This is a genomic window from Nocardioides sp. AX2bis (assembly GCF_902506435.1).
Lineage (GTDB): Bacteria > Actinomycetota > Actinomycetes > Propionibacteriales > Nocardioidaceae > Nocardioides.
This window is the reverse complement of sequence record NZ_LR733215.1, coordinates 519,706-535,252: the sequence shown is the minus strand read 5'-3', so window position 1 is coordinate 535,252 and position 15,547 is coordinate 519,706. Positions and strand designations below refer to the sequence as shown.

The following is a 15,547-nucleotide window of genomic DNA, read 5'->3' as shown; positions in this document are numbered from 1 at the left end:
ACACTGCTGCCGTGACCCAGGAACCCGTTCCCGACCCAGCCCGCGCCGCGGTCCTGCCCCCTGGTGTGACCTCCTTCGACATCGCCCGCGTCAGCACCTGGAACAGGTACAGCGAGCGGGGGATCTTCCTCGGCCTCGGCGTCGGCGTGGTCCTCGGCCTGGCCCCGGTCGCCTTCGGCACCTCCTTGGTGCTGGCCGTCGGCTGCCTCGCTCTCGCGACCGCGCTCTGCGTCGTCAGCTACCCGGTGCCGGGGCTGGTGCGCCTCACGGTCCTCATCGTCGGAGCGGTGACGGGCGTGGCAGTGCTCGGCGGTCCCGACGGGGGCGCGGGCGGCGAGCTGGTGTCATGGTTCATGGGGTTCTGGGTCGGTCTCACCATCCTGGTGTCACTGCTCTCGCGCCGTGACCGGCGTCGACGACTGGCCACGGCCGCCGGAGCCCCGCCGGTCGACCACGACCCACGCAAGGGCACCGACGTAGGCACTCTCGCCACCTGGCGGGACGCCCGCCACGAGTACGAGGCCGCTGAGCCGGACCCCGAGGTGGTTCTCGACGCCGTGCGGCGCCTCGACTCGGTGCACCACGTCTACGTCAGCGTCTATCGCGGGGCTGGTCGGCTGGACGTCCTCGGCGACCAGGAGGGTTACGTCGTCCAGCAGACCGACAGCCGACTGTCGCCGGCCTGGGACTTCCACGTCGTGGTCGACCCCGCCTCGCTGCCGCGTGGAGCATCCGGGGAGCAGGTCGAGCTCGGCTACCCGGGCCACCGGGTCGACCGGGCACGGGTCGTCGGCCTCGCCGCGGCCGAGACCGCGGTACGCACCTGGATCACGCACGGCATCCGCGACCGGGGACTGAGCTGGTACCGGCTCACCATGCGCGACGCGCACCCTCAGCCGGCCCAGCTGCGACGCACCGACTGACCCGGCTCCAGGCGCTTGATCGTCGTCGAGGAGGGCCCGCTCGGTGCGGACGCGCTGACCTCCGCCGGCAACCCGGACCGCCTCGCGTGACGGCCCACCCGGGACACGCACTCCTGGAGCAGATCGGCGCAGCCAGCACCGCCCCGGTAGTCCGGCGCCTGCGTGGCGAAGGGGCCTCAGTGCCGGGGGCCTCGGCTCGGTCGGCACCGCCGCGACGGGCCGCTCCGCCGATGCCTACCGAGGCCGCTAGCGTCCAGCCCGTGGCCCGCGACCAGCCGTTCCGAGGACCCCACCCCGGCCGGACGACCCGGTGAGGCGGGGGCCGGGCTCACCCGGGTTGTTCGCGTTCCTGCTGGTCCTCGCGCTGATCGCCGCCACGGCCGGTTACGTCATGGCCGAGGAGGAACGGGCGCTGAGCGCGGCGACCAGCGGTGAGATCGTCTCGGGCGAGACCGACGACCTCGCGTCGGGCGCCGAGCGGTGCGACGCCAGCGTCGTCTACGAGGTCGACGGTCGGGAGTGGCGGACCACCGGCCTCGCCCCGGGTCCCTGCCCGGCCGACGGCGGCAGCGAAACGATCGAGGTGCGGTACGACCCTGGGTCCCCGTACGGCGGCAAGCTGGGTGACCCCGACCAGGGCCCGCTGGGAGTCGCCATCGCGGCCGCCCTGGCCGCGCTCCTGCTCGCCGTGCTGCTGGTCCGCAGCGTGCTGGCCGGCCGCCGCTCCGAGGAGGACGGTGTCGCCCCTCGATCGTCGTCGACAGCACCGACGGGGATGTACGACGACCCTCCGCGCTCGTGACCCCTCCGGGCTCGTGATCCCGACGGGACGGGGCGCCGGCCGCCTCCCCGGTGGCCTTGTCGGAGCGAGCGGGACCACCGGGCCCGGATCGTCGAGCGCACCGTGGACGGCGAGAGCATCCACCGGCGTGGGACCCCTGGGTCATCCTCGCCGGGCGCAGCCGCGGTGGACGCACCCTGCGGTGGGAGCGAACGCCCTAGGGGTGGGTCGTCGCGGTCACGACCCGGGTGTCCCGCCACGGGACCGGCACTAGTCTCCCGGTCGTGGCCGACCTGCACCGTGGTGTGACCCGCTTCGACGTGCCACCCGGGGGGCGCCTACGGCGGCCGGCCCCGGCCCGGGACCTGCCGCTGTGGGCGGCGTTCCTAGCGCTGGCGGTCTGGCACCCCCTGGCGGTCGCGGACGGGGCGGCCGGGGTCACCGCGACCGTGGCCGGGGTCTCGCTGCTCGCCCCCCTGCTCACCTACCCGCTGCCGGCCCGGGCCAGGACGGGCGTCCTGGCCCTGATGTTCTTCACCGGGTTCTCCTACTCCACCCAGGCCCTGGCTCCCTACGCCGTCGCGTTCTTCTTCAGCTACGTCGTGGGCATGCTGCTGGTCCTCGACCTGCAGTGGTTCCGCCAGCGCCGCTGGCGTTACGCCACCGCGGTCGGCGCCCCGCCCTCGGGCCGCGACCCCCAGCACTTCCGCGACGTCGGGGACTTCGCGAAGTGGGACGACCTGCCGCACGAGTACGAGGCCGTCGAGCCCGAGCCCACCACGATGCTCCGGGCCGTCCGCGCCCTGGACGGCGCAGCCCGCAGCTACCTCGCGATCTGGCACGGTCGACGCATCCTGCTCGTCGGGGGGAGCGCCGCCGACGGCCTCGTCGTGATGCAGTCCGACGACAGGGCCCGCTGGCACGTGGTGGTCGACCCCGCCGGCCCGGCCGACGGTGACACCGGCGACGAGGTCACGCTCGTGTTCGCCGGTGCCCGTGCCCGCTACCCGGCCGGCCGGACCACCGACGTGGCGGCCGCGGAGCGGGCCGTACGCACCTGGGTGGAGAGAGGCGAGCGGGACCCCTCGCTGACCTGGTGGCGCGAGGACCGTCCGCAGCAGATGGGCCGCCCGGTCGCGCTGCGCAAGGCCGGCGCCTGACCGCGGCGCGCAGTGCCCACACCCGGGCATGAGTCCAGGATCCCGCGAGAGCCGGAGGCGGCCGTCCGTCGATAGCCCTCGTCTCACCCCTGGAGGCACCGGACGCCCCACCTGGTCCAGACGGGGTAGGACCGGTCCCGCCGAAGGGGGGCCGGAAGTCCCGTTCCCTGGCTTACCCTGCTCGCGCAAGGCAGCACCACGGATCCGGAGAAGCCGGGTCCGTGTCCTCACCCGACCGGCCCACGGGGTCGGCGAAAGGCAGGCACCCGTGTCCGACCGCGTCCTCTCCTCCGGAACCGCCAAGGCGGCCATCCAGCAGATGTCCTCCATCATCAACGGCGGCCTGGCCGACCAGATCAGCCAGCTCGACGCCAAGGGCAAGGAGCTCTCCGACCCCAACAACTGGGACGGCCCGCTGGCCGAGACGTTCCGCAACTCGACCTGGCCCGAGGCCAAGTCGGCGCTGGACAAGGCCAAGGTCGAGCTCGACGACCTGCGCCAGCAGCTCGACAAGATCAGCGCCAACATCATGTCGGCCGGCGGCGGCTCCTGACCGACGGCGACACCCAGCACGGCACGGCATCGGACCGTCACCGCCCCTCGTAGCGGTGGCGGTCCGCCGTGCCCGCACCACCCGGCGCGAAAGACGCCGCACGACACCAACGCTCGAGCAGAGGAACGACGACATGGGCGACCCGCTCTCCGGTATCGACGACGACGTGAAGTTCGGCTGGTCCGAGGCCGACGCGCTGACCGCCAGCGCCAACGCGGCGGCCTCCCTGATCGAGAGCCAGGCCGGCGGACGGGCGTTCTGGGTCACGCACGCCATGGTCGAGTTCCGCGGCTTCTTCTCCGTCCTGTTCCAGACCAACGCCAGCACGGCCCGGTCAGACGGCGACGAGCTGGCGCAGCGGCTGAGGGACATCGCCCTGGCCTCCGCCTCGTTGAAGGAGAAGGCCCAGGCCGAGCAGGATCGCCGTGAGGCGGCCCGGGCCTGGGTCAAGGAGCGCAAGGACCGCAACGCCGCCGAGAAGGTCTGGGACGCCATCACCCCGGGCAGCGAGGACCCTCCGCCCCCGGGCCCCGAGCCCGAGCTGCACCGGCCCGTCAGCACGCCGCCGCCCGGCGGCCGTCAGACGCCCACCCCAGGGACCGGGGGTGGAGCCGGCGGCACGACATCTTCGGCCCGACCGGCCGACCTCGACTCGTTCGCTGCCCAGAGCGGCGACCGGAACGTCGCCCAGCGGACCTCCTTGTACACGGTCCGCTCCGACTACAACGCCTTCGTCGGTAAGTGCGAGTGGGGTTCGCTCGAGGCCACCGAGGTCCTCAACGCCTTCTCCTCGTGGCTGGAACTGAACGACAACGACGTCGACTGGGCCAGTGCCGTCGCCCAGGCCTTCGCCGCCGCCGGCAGCGAGGGGGACGTCGTCACCCTGTCCAACAGCGCCCTGAGCGCGGCCCTCCGGTCCGCCGGAGTCAGCGCCACGCGCCAGGACTTGACCATCCCCGCGCCCGGCATCATCGGCGAGGCACCCACGTCGGGCTACGCCGACGACCCGGTCAACACCGCCACCGGCAACTTCCTCGAGACCGAGACCGACCTCGCCTTCGCAGGCGGCTGCTCGACCCTGGTGCTCCGTCGCACCTACAACGCTCTTGGCACGACGACCGGAGCCTTCGGGCCCGGGTGGTCCTCGTGGACCGAGAGCCACGTCCGCTTCGACGACGAGTCCGCCGCTCTCGTGCTGCCGGACGGACGCGAGGTCCTGTTCCCCCGCCTCGGCGACGCCTGGGACCGCGCCACCGGCGAGAGCCTCTGGCTGGACCGAGACGGCGACGGTTACGTGGTCCGCAGCAACGACGGGACGCGATGGGAGCTCGGCCGTGACGGCGCCCTGCGTAGCCTGCGCCACCCGTCGGGAGCCCGCGTCCACCTGGAGCACGTCGAGTCCCGCCTGGTCCGGCTGCGTCACGACCGTGGGCGTGCCGTCGACCTCGTCTGGTCCGGCGACCGCATCGTCGAGGCCCGCGCCAGCGACGGGCGCACCGTGTCGTACACCTACGACGACCAGCGGCGGCTCGTCGCCGCCACCGGCGTCCTGGGCACCCGTTCCTACGGGTGGGACGACCAGGGCCGGGTGGCTACCGTGACCAGCGAGGCCGGCGTCGTCGAGGTGGACAACACCTACGACGCGCGTGGCCGCGTCGCGAGCCAGCGCTCGCCCTTCGGGCGCACCAGTCGCTACGCCTACCTCCCGGGGCGGGTGACGGTGGTCTCCGACGAGGACGGCACACGGTCGAACACCTGGGTCTCCGACCGGCGCGGCCGACTGGTGGGTGCTGTCGACGCGCACGAGCACCGTCAGTCGTTCTCCTACGACGCCTGGGGCAACCGGGTCCTGGTGACGGAGAGGGACGGTTCGACCACGGTTTCCGAGCACGACGAGCGGGGTCGCCTCATCCGTCGCGTGCTGCCGAGCGGCGCCGACCTGCGCTGGGCCTTCGACGACGACGACCGCGTCACCGCGGTCGTGACGGACGACGCCACGACCCGGCTCGACTACGAAGGCGACGACCGTTCCCCCTCCCTCCTGGTCGATGCCGAGGGTGGGGAGACCCGGATGACGTGGCGCGCGGGGCTGATGACGCACCTGGTCGACCCGACCGGGGTCGAGGTCGCCTTCACGCACGACGCCCACGGCGACCTCGTGGCCATCACCGCGGCCGACGGCGGCACGGCACGCCTCGAGCGGGACGGTGCCGGTCGCGTCGTCGCCGCCATCGACCCGCTGGGCCATCGCACCGGTTACACCTACGACGAGCGTGGGCTCCTGAAGGAACGGTGCGACGCCGACGGTGCGGTCCGACGCTTCGAGCACGACGACGCCGGACGGCTCGTCGCCCAGGTCGACGCCACCGGCGCCCGGTCCGAGGTCGAGCGCGGCCACCACGGGCAGATCGAGCGCCTCGTCGACCCGCTCGGGCGTGCCACCGAACGCTCCTACGACGACCTGGGCAACCTGTCCACCGTGGTGCTGCCGGACGGCGCGACCTGGCGCTTCCTGCACGACGCGCTCTCACGCCTGGTCGAGACGACCGACCCCACCGGCGCCACCTGGGGCAGGCACCACGACGAGGTCGGCATGCTCACCCGGGTCGACGACCCCACCGGCGTCGCGCAGCACGCCCACCTGGACCGGGCCTCGGGTGAGGTCACGGCTCATGACGCGGGGAGCACTGCCGGCCTCCGCCTCGACCGCCTGGGCCGGGTCGAGTCCACGACGGAGCCGGACGGCTCGACCACGCTGACCCGCTACGACCGCTGCGGTCGCGTCGTGGAACGCGTCGACCAGACCGGAGCCGTGACCCGCATGGTGCGCGACGCCGGCGGCAGGGTCGTCGAGCTCGTCTCCGCCTCCGGCGGGAGACGGCGGTTCGAGCACGACCGGTGCGGGAGACTGGTCGCCGTGGTCGGCGAGGACGGCGGACGAACGGTGCTCGAGCGTGACCTGGCCGGTCGCGTGGTCGTCCAGGTCCTGGCCGACGGCACCCGGATCGAGGTGGACTACGACGCGATGGGTCGCGTGGTCCGACGCCGCGTCCCCGGCCACGGCACCACCCGTGTCGAGCGCGACGCGGCCGGCCGTGTCCGCTCCGTGCACGACCCGCGCTTCGGCCGTCGCACCTTCGTGCGTGACGCCGCCGACCGGGTGGTCGAGGCCGTGGACGCTCGCGGAGGGACCACCCGCTACGCCCACGACGACGCCGACCGCGTCGTCTCCGCGATCGATCCCCTGGGCGGCAGGAGCACCTACGCCTACGACGAGGCCGGTCGGCTCGTCGAGCGGACCGACCCGCTCGGACGCCAGGTGCGCTTCACCTACGACGCTGCCGGCCGTCCCGTCGAGCGGACCGACCCGACGGGTGGGCGCGTCGGATGGACCTACGACGCCGCCGGTCTCCCCGACTCCTTCCAGGTAGGGGAGCGGACCTCGTCGAGAACGGAGAGGGACCACCGGGGCCGTCGCACCAGGATCGTGGAGCACGGACCCGGTCGCGAGCACGTGCACGAGCTGGCCTGGGACCCCCGGGGCCTCCTGGTCGAGCGGAGCCGCGACGGGCTGTCCGTGCGCTGGGACCGCGACGCTGAGGGCCGTGTCGCCGCGATCACGGCACCGGACGGGAGCACCACCCGGTACGAGCGCGACGCTGCAGGCCGGGTCGTCGACGTCCAGCACCCGGTCCTGGGCCGGGTCGTGCTGAAGCGCGACCCGGCCGGGCGCGTGACAAGCGCCGAGGCCGACGGGACGTCGCACCGGTGGGAGCGCGGCGCAGGCGGCCAGGTCGCGGCCCACGAGACCCGCCACGCCGACGGCGCCGTCCGACGCACGGAGGTCGTGCGTGACGACGACGGGCGGGTGGTGGGGATCGTCCGCGACGGGGACCGGACGCGCTACGAGCACGACGCTGCGGGCCAACTGGTCGCCGCCGGCGATGGTGCGATCTCGAGGAGATGGCGCTACGACGCGGCGGGCCGGCTCGTCACCGAGGACCTCGCGAACGGTGGCACCGTCGAGCGGGTCTACGACGCCGCGGGGCAGCTCGTCAGCAGCCGCACCGGTGGTTCGGTCACCGCGTACACCTACGACGGCGCCGGCCGCAGGCTGCAGCGCCGGACTAGCGACGGATCGCTGGACGAGTACGTCTGGGAGGCCGGCGGGATGGCCTCGCTGACCCGGACCGCCGCCGACGGGACGACCGAGCGCACCAGCCTCCGGGTGGACGCGCTCGGCGAGCTCGCCGAGGTGGACGGTGTGCCCGTCTTCTGGGACTCGGCCCGGCTCGCCGGTGGGCCCGTCCAGGTGGGGGCTGCCGTGGTCGTCGACGCTGGCCCCCTCACCGGGGTGGGCGGAGCCTCACCCCACGGTTGGAGCTCCCCTGGCTGGCGGGAGGCCCGCTCCGGTACCGATCCTTGGCAACCGTCCTCCGCAGCCCAGGTGACCCACGGTGTCAGCGTCGGCGCCGCGGGCGAGCTCGTCGTGGCCGGGCTGGAGTGGCTCGGCGCCCGGGTCTACGACCAGGACACCCGCGCCTTCCTCACGCCCGACCCGGTGGAACCGGTCGCCGGGGCGGCCTGGGCCGGCAACCCTTACTCCTACGCCGGCAACGACCCGCTGCACGCACTGGACCCGCTCGGGCTGAGCCCGATGACGGATGCCGACCTCGCCGCGTGGAGTGAGGCGAACAAGGGGTGGGGTGAGCACGTCGCGGACTGGACGGCTGACAACTGGGAGTACCTCGCAGGCGGGGCGATGGTGCTGGCCGGTGGCGTCATGATCGCGACGGGCGTCGGCGGGCCGGCCGGCATGGCCTTGATCGCTGCAGGTGCCGACACCATCATCCAGAAGGCAACCACCGGCGAGGTCAACTGGAAGCAGGTCGCTGTGTCCGGTCTGATCGGTGGAGCGACCGCCGGGTTCGGGACATACGTGACGGCGCCGATGAAGGCGGCGGTCCAGACTGGTGCCATGTCGACCACGAAGGCCCTGACGATCAACGTCGCCGGCAACGCCGCCATCGGTGGGGTGGGAAACACCGCCAGCTACCTGGTCTCCGGTGAGGACGTGACCTGGAACGGCACCACCGGGGCCTTCCTGGGCGGCACGCTCAGCGGTGGCGCCAACGGCCTCTCCGGACCCCTGGGAGACCGGGCGGCGTCATGGCTCGGCACCACCCACCGGTCCGGCCTCAGCGGAGTCGTGGCACGGGAGGCACCGTCTGGCCTGATCGACGGGGCCGGCGGGTTCGCCGGATCGGCCACCCAGGACCTCCTGACCAGCGGTGAGGTCGACTTCGACAAGGCGGCGTTCAAGGGCGCCGGCGCCAGCACCGCCGGTGGGTTCGGACGTGCCGGGAGCGACCTCCTGCCCCCCGACCTCAGCACCGGCGGCCGTCGTGCCCTGCCCACCCCAGGCCGACCCTGGCTCGCCGGCCTGGGGGGCGAGGGCGCCGACACTCCGGTCACCGCCATGGCCGACCGGTACGCCGACGACAGATTCGAGCCGTGACCGCTTCACCGGGGGCAGGACCGACACCGACGGGCGACGGGCGTCGCCGGGGCGCGCGTGGAAACGCCCCCTCGCGACGTGTGCCACGACGCGCTACGACGGGGGCCCTCGTGGTGCTGACGATCGTCCTCCTGGTCGGTGGCGGGGCGGCGCTGACCGGAGCGCTGGCGGGTCTGTCGCTGTCTGCCTCGACCACCGGCGAGGTGACCGACGTGGAGCAGCGCGGGGACTCCACGCGGGTGGCACAGTGCGACGTCTCCGCTTCCTACGCCGTCGACGGCCAGGAGCTCGACGTCCAGCAGTTCCGCTCCGAGAAGTGCCCGGAGATCGGCAGCGCCATCAACGTGCGCTATGACCCCGAGTACCCGCCGCAGGCGGAGCTGGGCGACCTGCCCACCGCTCCGTTCGTCGTGGCCGGGGGGTTCGTCGCCGGCCTCCTCCTGACTGTGGTGCTCCTGGCCCGCGACCTGTTGGCCCGCCGCCGCTCCACGACGGACGGCTCGGCTGCCCCCTCAGCGTCGACCGCCCGCACCGGAATGTACGACGAGCCTCCCCGCCCATGACTCCGCCCCGTCGAGACGCCCGCCCCGCGCGGGTGCTGGCCCCGAGCTGGTTCGGCCACCTGATGACCAGCAGCCTGGCCGTGGGCGAGCACTTCGCCGCCACCGGCTCCCGGGTTCCCGAGCACGCCCGGCGAAGCAGTGCCAGGACCGAGGACAAACGACCTCCGGCCCTCGACGTCGCAGGTGCGCTGTAGTCGTGTCACGTGCGGTCGACACCCGTCGGTCCCGCCTCTCGGGACGCGGCGCCACCCCTGCCCTCCTCGCCTTCCTCCTCCTGTTGGCGCTCGTCGGGGTGGCCACCGCCATGGTGGGCGTCCTGGAGGAGCGTGCGCTGAGCGCCACCACGACCGGTGAGATCGTCTCGGGCGAGACCGAGAGCCTCTCCGCCGGCGGCGAGCGGTGCTCCGGCACGATCGTCTTCGAGGTCGACGGGCGGGAGTGGCAGACCACCGACCGGGTCGGCGGCGCCTGCCCGGCCGACGGAGGCGAGAGCGCCGTCGAGGTCCGATACGACCCGGACTCGCCCTATGTGGCCGAGACCGGTGACTCCGACGAGGGGCCGCTCGGGCTCACGATCTTCGCGGGCCTCGGTGCGGTGCTGCTCCTCGTCCTGCTCGTCCGGAGCCTGCTGGCCCGCCGTCGCGCCCGGGCGGACGGCACGACCCGTCCCTCCGACCAGGCCCGCCCGGCCGGGATGTACGACGAGCCTCCGCGCCCGTGACTCCGCCGCGACGAGCCGCCCGCACCGAGCGGGTGCTCGCCCCAGGCTGGTTCGGGTACCTGCTGAACGGAAGCCTGGCCGCGGGCGCCGTGGTCCTCGCCCTCGTCCGGGACGTGCCGGTTCCCCTCGTGGCGGTCACGCTGGCGCCGGCGGTCCTGGTCGGGCTCGGGGCGGGGCTGGTCCCTCGGTTCGGCATGCCGCTGCTCGTCGTGGCGTTCATCGTGTCGACCGGCGTCACCGGTGAGCTCGGCCTCGACCGGGGCGTCGCGCTGGTCCCGCCCGCGGGGTTGTTCCTCGGTTTCACCCTCGCCCTGAGCGTCCGGTACCGCCGCCAGCAGACCGTCCGGTCACCTGCTCCGGGCCCGCCCGGCCCCGGACGTGTGCACGCTCGGTGGGAGGACGATGAGGAGGACGTGGCGGTCGACGACGCCGACGCGGAGACGGCCCTCGACGCCGTACGTCGCCTGGACGGGCGCACGCGCACCGTCGTCACCCTGCACCGCCCACCCGCACGGCTCGACGTCGCCGGCGACGCCGCCGGCGCGATGACGACCTACCACTGCGCGGACACCACCGCACGCCGGCCGCGGTGGCGCCACCTCGGCACCACCAGCAGACCGGACGGCGAGGTGATGGTCCGGATCGCCCAGACCGACGGCCACCTGCGCCGACACCAGACGACCACCCTCGACCCCGCAATCGGGGCGGTGACGGCCTTCCTGGCCGACGGCAGCGCCGACCCTGCGCTCCCGTGGTCCGACGACGACCCCGACGGCGAGCTGCGCCCCCCGGCTCTGCAGGTCACCGACCGCGACCGGTGAGCCTCAGCCGGCGACCGCCGCCTCCCCGGCGACGGGCGCCGGGGTCGGGCTCACGGTCTGCACCAGGCCGATCGCGCCGCCGGTCGCGGCGTACCCGCGCCCGACGGTGAGCGCGACGGGCGCCTTGCGCGGCAGCGAGGAGATGCCGAGCAGGTCGCCGTCGAAGTCGACGTTCGGCATCAGCAGCACCCCGCAGCGCGACTTGCGCACGGTCTTGGACCAGTGGCTGTACATCGAGCGGAGGTCGTCGGAACGCCCCGCCGCGATCACGGTCAGCCCCGGCACCTTGGCCTCGAGCAGCCCGCCGATGGCCTGGTCCTTGTCCTCGAACTGCTCGGCGTCGTCGACGAGGAGCACCAGCTGCCCGCGATGCACCCGGGCGGTGGCCAGCAGCGCGGCGAGGTCGTCCTCGCCCACCGCCACCTTGTCGAGGCCGGCGTCGGCCAGCGGTGAGCGGCGCCCGCAGACGCCCCAGACCGCGACCGGGGTCCCGGCCGCGGTGGCCGCCGTACGGATGCTCTCGGCCATCGCGAGCAGCAGCGTCGACTTCCCGCTGCGGGCGGGGCCGGCGACCATCACGTGCTCGCCCTGCCAGACCTCGAGCGCGGCGACGCCGAGGTCGGCCTCGGCGATCCCGACCGGCAGCAGCATCGGCTCGGTGTCGATCCGGGCACCCACGCCGAGGTCGGCCACCGAGACCACCTCGGGGAGCCGGCCGATGACCGTCGCCTTGGGCTGCGTGCCCGTCCAGCTCGCCCGGACCGCCTCGACCGCGGCCTGCAGCCCGCCGGCCGGGGTGGCCACGTGGGTCTGGAGCTTGGTCTCGGCGAGCACGCACCGGCCCGGGATCGGCGGCGGCGCGAGCTTCGGGTGCACCCCGGCGGTGGAGTAGTCGTACTGGTCGGCGAGGCGGAACAGCCACTTCTGCGTGGTCACCTCGTCGATCGCCGGCGGCACGGCCTTGACCCGCGAGGTGCTGGCCACGAAGTGCATGCCGAGGTCGGGGCCGTCGGTCCAGGCCCGGTAGAGACCCTCGAGCATCCGGATGCCCTCGTAGTCGTCGTACTCGTCCTTCAGCGTGGCGAGGCCGTCGATCAGGACGAGCAGGCGGCGGTAGGGCCCGGACGACGCGCGGCGCCGGTCCAGCTCGGCGCGGACGTACTTCAGCAGCCGCACCTGCTCCTCGCGGGCCGCGGCACCGGACCCGACGTACCCGACCACGTGGGGCAGGTCGCGGAGCGGGGCGAGGTCGCGGCTGCCGAGGTCCATCACGAGCACGTCGACGTCGTCGGGCGAGGACGACGCGCAGAAGGTGAGCCCGATGGCGGCCAGCGCGGTGCTGGTGCCGCTGCCGGGGATGCCCATCATCAGCGCGTTGCCGTTGCCGAGGTCCCAGCCGGCGGGCACCTGGCACTGCCGGTCGGGCTCGTCGGCGACCGCGAACAGCACCCGACCGTCCACCAGCGACCCGACCACCGGCAGCGGCGCGGGTCCGTGCGGGTCGGGCTCGGTCGGCGCCGGCGCGAACGGGCCGTCGAGCTCGACGCGCTCCCCCAGCGCCTCGGGCCACACCGGGCGCGGCGGGGCGTACCCGAGCTCGTCGTTGGCCTCGACGATCGCGTCGATGAGCAGGTCGAGGTCGGTCGGCGCGTCCTTGTCGTCGACCTCGACCTTCTCGGGCGTCAGGGTCACGCCGAAGCCGAGCGGGTGCGCCTCGACGACCGTGGAGGACTGGGCCTGGGCGCGGCCGGTGACCAGCGCGGTCTGGACGGGGGTGATGTCGTCCTGGCCGAGCTTGACGAACGCGCGACCCATCTGGGTGCGGCCGATCGCCGAGGCGGTCGGCACGCCGATCACGTTGCTGGAGTCCTCCTTGCTCTGCACGCGCAGGGCGACCCGGAGGTTGGTGTTGGCCAGGATGTCCTCGTTGACCACGCCGGCAGGGCGCTGGGTGGCCAGGATCATGTGGACGCCGAGGGTACGACCAACCGCGCCGACGCTGACCAGCGACGACAGGACGTCGGGGTACTCCTTGGCCAGCATCGCGAACTCGTCGACCACGAGCAGCAGCCGGGGCATCGGCTCGGCGGGGTTGGTGGCCAGGTAGGCGTCGAGGTTGTCGACGCCCTCGCCCGCAGCCGCGAACATCTCCTGGCGGTAGCGCATCTCGGCCTCGAGGGCCCGGATCGCACGGTCGGCCAGCTGGGCGTCGAGGTTGCTGACGGTGCCGATCGTGTGGGGCAGGCGCTCGCACGCCGCGAAGGCCGCGCCGCCCTTGAAGTCGATCAGGATGAAGGTCAGCCGGGTGGGGTCGGTGCGTGCGGCCAGGCCCGCGACCAGGGACCGCAGGAACTCGCTCTTGCCCGAGCCCGTGGTCCCGCCGACCAGGCCGTGCGGCCCGTCGCGCACCAGGTCCAGCTCGAAGCCGCCGGTCTCGCCGACCCCGATCGGGGCCTTGATCCGGGTGGAGGTGCGCCAGGCGTCGCGGATCGCCTCGCGGCTGATCTCCTCGATGCCCAGCAGCGGGGGCAGGCGCACCATCGAGGGCAGCGCAGCGCCGGGCACGACCAGCTCGGGGTCGTCGAAGCGGGCCAGGTCGAGGGCGCAGCGACGGGCCGTGGCCAGGTCGAGCCCGGCCAGGACGACGTCGTCGACGGTGGTGAGGTCGTCGGGGCGGGTGGCCGTGCCGAGGGCGTCGGGCTGCACCTCGAGCACGACCGTGCACGACGCCGGGAGCTGCTCGTGGGAGGAGGCCACGACGATCCCGCTGACCTGGACCTCGCGCTGGTTCACGTTGACCGGGCTGGTCGCGCTCAGCCTGCGGCCGTGGCCCAGGAGCGTACGAGCGGGGGCGTTGCGCCCCTCGAGGAGCACGTCAGAGTCCAGCACCAGCAGCACGGCCGGGGTCGGCTGGCGGTCGACGTTGTCGCGCAGCCCGCGCAGCATGGCCTCGCTGCGGCTGCGGTCGTCGGAGAGCCAGTGCCCGCCGGAGGCGTCACCGAGCTGGCGGCTGTGGGGCAGCCACTGGGTCCAGGACCAGTCGGTGTCCCGGCCGCGGTCGCAGAAGACGCCGATGGTCAGGTCGGCCGGGCCGACGTGGACCGCGGCCTGGGCGACCAGCCCGCGGGCCACCGCCAGGGCGCCCTCGCGGTCGCCGACGATGCCGACGACGCCGGCGTTGCCGAGGTCGACCTCGACCGGGGCCGAGCCCAGGATGCTGGCGCGGATCGTATTCTTGGCCGCGTCGTCGAGGCGCTTGCCGTTCGAGGAGTCGTCGATCGGCGGCGCCCAGCCGACGTCACCCACGCCCGCGTTCAGCTTGAGGAAGTCGTCGGCCGAGAAGCGCCGCTGCCACATCAGCGTCGAGGGCAGGGCGGCGCGCCGGATGGTCGTGGCCGGGTCGGGCAGCTCGGCGCGACGCCGCGCCCGCTCGGCCGCGGCGGCCTCGGCGACGTCGGAGGAGAAGGTCTCCAGCGCCTCGGCGAAGCGGACCTCCTCGTCCTCGATGTCCTTGGTGCGGCGGCGCTTCTGCTCGTAGAAGGTGCCCATGCCGAGGATCGGGCTGAGCCCGGCGATCAGGGCGTAGCGGGCGCTGCCCATCACGAAGACCATGGCGACCGCCAGGACCAGCGGCCCGATCACGGTGGCCAGCGGGAAGCGGCTCGGGGGCGGGTCGTCCTTCTTGGCCGGCGGGGTGATGTCCTCCGGCGCCGACGGCCGGCCGGGGCGGGGCGGGCGGTTGAACGGCGCCGTCCCGGACGGCGTCAGGTTGTTCAGCGAGCCCGGCGCGGGGGCCAGCGGCTCGGCGGCCCTGCGGCGCAGGGTCAGGGCCGCGCCGCCGACCAGCACGACGGCCTCCTCGGAGACCAGGACCCCGTCGACGAGCGGCTCCGGCTCCTCGGTGTCGTCGTCCTTGCGGCGCAGCCCCGAGACCTTGGCGGCCACGCCGGTCTTCTCGGCCTTCGCGGCCTCCTCCGCCTCCGCAGCGGCCGCGGCCTCGAGCTCGGCGAGCGTCTCGACGCGCTCGCCCTCGACGAAGGTGCCGTTGGTGGAGCCGACGTCACGCACGCGGACGCCGTCCTCCTCCAGGGTCAGGCTCGCGTGATTCCACGAGGTGCTCGCCGAGTCGACCGTGATGTCGGCCAGGGGCGCCCGGCCGATGGTCAGCGGGCGGTTGCGAGGCAGGGGCACGACGCGGCCGGAGTCGAGGCCACCGGAGACCGTGGCGGTCCACGACGTGGTCGGCGCGGTGCGGGACAGGGCGTCCCGTCCGATCCGCGAGCCCTCGAGCAGGGTCACGTCGGCAAGGCGGTCCTCCGCGACGTGGCGGCGCTCGTCGACCCACACCTCGTCGGCCGCGGCGAGCAGCTGCCCGCAGACCTGCTCGACGAGGTCAGCGATGGTCGCCGTACCGGCGGCCTGCGCCAGCTCCACGTCGTGGGGGGTTCCGTCGACGTCGATGGTCACGCGCACGGGCGGTCTCCTTGGGGTCGGTCGGGGCGCCGGG

The 15,547-nt window shown here is 73.9% G+C and carries 10 protein-coding genes; 9 read left to right on the top strand and 1 reads right to left on the bottom strand.

Going from position 1 to position 15,547, the window contains the following annotated elements:
• Nucleotides 1–11: 11 nt before the first annotated feature.
• The 9 genes from GV155_RS02580 to GV155_RS02540 all read left to right on the top strand — a co-directional run bounded on the left by GV155_RS02580 (nucleotide 12) and on the right by GV155_RS02540 (nucleotide 11,040).
• Nucleotides 12–923, top strand: a complete 912-nt coding sequence (locus tag GV155_RS02580) for a hypothetical protein (protein WP_160004966.1) — start codon at nucleotides 12–14, stop codon at nucleotides 921–923.
• 310 nt (nucleotides 924–1,233) lie between these two features.
• Nucleotides 1,234–1,725: a hypothetical protein gene (locus tag GV155_RS02575; protein WP_236553879.1), complete on the top strand. Its 492-nt coding sequence runs from the start codon at nucleotides 1,234–1,236 to the stop codon at nucleotides 1,723–1,725.
• A gap of 263 nt (nucleotides 1,726–1,988) precedes the next feature.
• On the top strand, nucleotides 1,989–2,864 hold the full coding sequence (locus GV155_RS20935; RefSeq protein ID WP_160004962.1) for an Imm1 family immunity protein: 876 nt from the start codon (nucleotides 1,989–1,991) through the stop codon (nucleotides 2,862–2,864).
• A 268-nt stretch (nucleotides 2,865–3,132) separates the two neighbouring features.
• A complete protein-coding gene (locus GV155_RS02565) occupies nucleotides 3,133–3,417 on the top strand; it encodes a pyrophosphorylase (protein WP_236553877.1) in 285 nt (94 codons plus the stop codon).
• A 133-nt stretch (nucleotides 3,418–3,550) separates the two neighbouring features.
• Complete coding sequence (locus GV155_RS02560; RefSeq protein WP_160004960.1) at nucleotides 3,551–8,935, top strand: DUF6531 domain-containing protein; 5,385 nt, start codon at nucleotides 3,551–3,553, stop codon at nucleotides 8,933–8,935.
• Nucleotides 8,936–9,045: 110 nt separating this feature from the next.
• Nucleotides 9,046–9,498, top strand: a complete 453-nt coding sequence (locus tag GV155_RS02555; RefSeq protein ID WP_160004958.1) for a DUF3592 domain-containing protein — start codon at nucleotides 9,046–9,048, stop codon at nucleotides 9,496–9,498.
• The gene (locus GV155_RS02550; protein WP_160004956.1) at nucleotides 9,495–9,692 is read left to right on the top strand and encodes a hypothetical protein; all 198 of its coding nucleotides are present in this window, start codon (nucleotides 9,495–9,497) and stop codon (nucleotides 9,690–9,692) included. The genes GV155_RS02555 and GV155_RS02550 overlap by 4 nt, the downstream gene beginning before the upstream one ends.
• Nucleotides 9,693–9,694: 2 nt before the next feature.
• Nucleotides 9,695–10,219: a DUF3592 domain-containing protein gene (locus GV155_RS02545; protein ID WP_160004954.1), complete on the top strand. Its 525-nt coding sequence runs from the start codon at nucleotides 9,695–9,697 to the stop codon at nucleotides 10,217–10,219.
• The gene (locus GV155_RS02540; protein ID WP_160004952.1) at nucleotides 10,216–11,040 is read left to right on the top strand and encodes a hypothetical protein; all 825 of its coding nucleotides are present in this window, start codon (nucleotides 10,216–10,218) and stop codon (nucleotides 11,038–11,040) included. The genes GV155_RS02545 and GV155_RS02540 overlap by 4 nt, the downstream gene beginning before the upstream one ends.
• A gap of 3 nt (nucleotides 11,041–11,043) precedes the next feature.
• Here GV155_RS02540 and GV155_RS02535 read toward each other — a convergent pair whose 3' ends face one another.
• A complete protein-coding gene (locus GV155_RS02535; protein ID WP_160004950.1) occupies nucleotides 11,044–15,513 on the bottom strand; it encodes an FtsK/SpoIIIE domain-containing protein in 4,470 nt (1,489 codons plus the stop codon).
• Between the last annotated feature and the right edge of the window lie 34 nt (nucleotides 15,514–15,547).

Coding starts and splice junctions, on each gene's coding strand:
- GV155_RS02560 (WP_160004960.1), top strand. CDS start 3,551: ATGGGCGACCCGCTCTCCGGTATCGACGACGACGTGAAGTTCGGCTGG.
- GV155_RS02550 (WP_160004956.1), top strand. CDS start 9,495: ATGACTCCGCCCCGTCGAGACGCCCGCCCCGCGCGGGTGCTGGCCCCG.